The sequence below is a fragment of the Vibrio sp. 10N.222.48.A3 genome, assembly GCF_041475345.1.
In the GTDB taxonomy this organism is placed as follows: domain Bacteria; phylum Pseudomonadota; class Gammaproteobacteria; order Enterobacterales; family Vibrionaceae; genus Vibrio; species Vibrio tasmaniensis_A.
In genome coordinates, this window is sequence record NZ_JBFRVX010000931.1 from 1 (window position 1) to 1939 (window position 1939).

Annotated in this window: 3 protein-coding genes; 2 read left to right on the plus strand and 1 reads right to left on the minus strand. The window is 44.2% G+C overall.

Features of this window, described 5'->3' with window-relative positions; genetic code table 11:
- Window positions 1–297, plus strand: a 297-nt coding sequence (locus tag AB4653_RS22030; RefSeq protein ID WP_372105348.1) for a 3-methyl-2-oxobutanoate hydroxymethyltransferase, incomplete at its 5' end; no start/stop codon positions are given.
- Window positions 298–305: 8 nt separating this feature from the next.
- Window positions 306–1196, plus strand: a complete 891-nt coding sequence (gene panC, locus AB4653_RS22035) for a pantoate--beta-alanine ligase (protein ID WP_009847586.1) — start codon at window positions 306–308, stop codon at window positions 1194–1196.
- 170 nt (window positions 1197–1366) lie between these two features.
- On the opposite strand, the gene AB4653_RS22040 is transcribed toward panC, so the two are convergent.
- A partial coding sequence (locus tag AB4653_RS22040; RefSeq protein WP_372105349.1) for an ABC transporter permease occupies window positions 1367–1939 on the minus strand: 573 nt, incomplete at its 5' end.

The window sequence follows — 1939 nt, forward strand, 5'->3', positions numbered from 1 at the left end:
GCGCTAGCACTACAAAATGCAGGTGCTCAAATCGTTCTTCTTGAATGTGTACCAGCTTCATTAGCAAAAAGAATTACAGAAGCTTGTGACGTACCGGTTATCGGCATCGGCGCAGGTAATGTTACCGATGGTCAGATCTTGGTTATGCATGACATGTTCGGTATTTCTGCGAACTACATGCCGAAATTCTCTAAGAATTTCCTAGCTGAAACAGGTGATATGCGTAAAGCCGTCGCTCTATACAAAGAAGAAGTAGAGAGCGCACGTTTCCCTGATGATGCTCATACAATCGCTTAGGAGTAACTATGCAAACTTTTGCTGAAATAGCGGCTCTTCGTGAGCAGATTAAACAGTTTAAGCGTGATGGACGTACGGTTGCTTTTGTCCCAACAATGGGAAACCTACATGAAGGTCACCTAACTCTGGTCAAGAAAGCTCGTGAACTGGCTGACATTGTTGTTGTAAGCATTTTTGTTAACCCAATGCAGTTTGATCGCGCCGACGACCTAAATAACTACCCTCGTACGTTAGAAGCCGATTTAAACAAACTAACAGGCGAAGGTGTTGAGTTAGTCTTTACGCCAACACCAGAGGTTATGTACCCAGATGGATTGGACAAACAGACGTTTGTTGAAGTCCCTGGTATATCTCATATGCTTGAAGGTGCCTCTCGCCCAGGTCATTTCCGCGGTGTATCAACAATTGTCACGAAACTGTTTAATATCGTTCAGCCAGACTTTGCATGCTTCGGTGAGAAAGATTTCCAACAACTTGCTGTGATTCGCCAGATGACAACTGACTTAGCGCTAGACATTGAAGTTGTGGGCGTAGCGACTGTTCGTGAAATGGATGGTTTAGCCATGAGCTCTCGCAATAGCAACCTAACGATTGATGAACGTCAGCGAGCTCCAGTTCTAGCGCGCACTATGCGTTGGATCAGCAGTGCTATTCGTGGTGGTCGTGATGATTACGCGTCTGTCATTGAAGATGCAACAGACCAACTGCGCGCAGCAGACCTACAACCGGATGAAATATTCATTTGTGATGTAAAAACGTTACAAGCGATCACTTCAGAATCGACTCAAGCAGTGATTCTAATGTCGGCTTTCCTAGGTAAGACTCGTCTTATCGACAACCAAGTTTTAGATTTGGTCACGGAAACGAAAGAAGAAGTGAAAGAAGAAACTGCTGAGTAATCGCTTTCTTCTCTTTACGTAAACCAGGTTATACCGCAAAGCACAAATGAAAAACATAAAAAAGGTCGATGTAATATCGACCTTTTTCTTTGCCTGCGATTCAGGATAATTAATAGCTCCTAGATAACTAATAGATCCTGGATAACTAATAGCTCTTGGATAACTAAAAGTTAACTACGTAAGCCGATCCCCTTTGTAACTAAGTAATGTGCAATGCCATACAGCACGACAATAAACACACCTAGTACGCCAAACGACGTCACAATACCCACATCAGACACACCCAAAAAACCATATCTAAACGCGTTTACCATATACACGATAGGGTTCAACTTCGATACACCTTGCCAGAATTCAGGCAATAGACTGATCGAGTAGAACACACCACCGAGATACGTCAGCGGCGTTAAAATGAAGGTTGGGATAATAGAAATATCATCAAACGTGCGTGCGAATACCGCGTTGATCAAGCCACCCAGAGCAAACACAACCGACGTGAGAAATACCGTCGCAATGATCACGCCCCAGTGGTCGACTTGAAGGTCAACAAAGAACAGCGATACAAAGGTGACGATAGTGCCCACTAACAAGCCACGCACCACGCCGCCCATTACGAAGCCGGCGATAATCACGTAGTTAGGAACAGGTGCTACAAGCAGCTCTTCAATGTTCTTCTGGAATTTGGCACTAAAGAACGATGAAGCAACGTTGGAATATGAGTTGGTGATCACCGACATCATGAT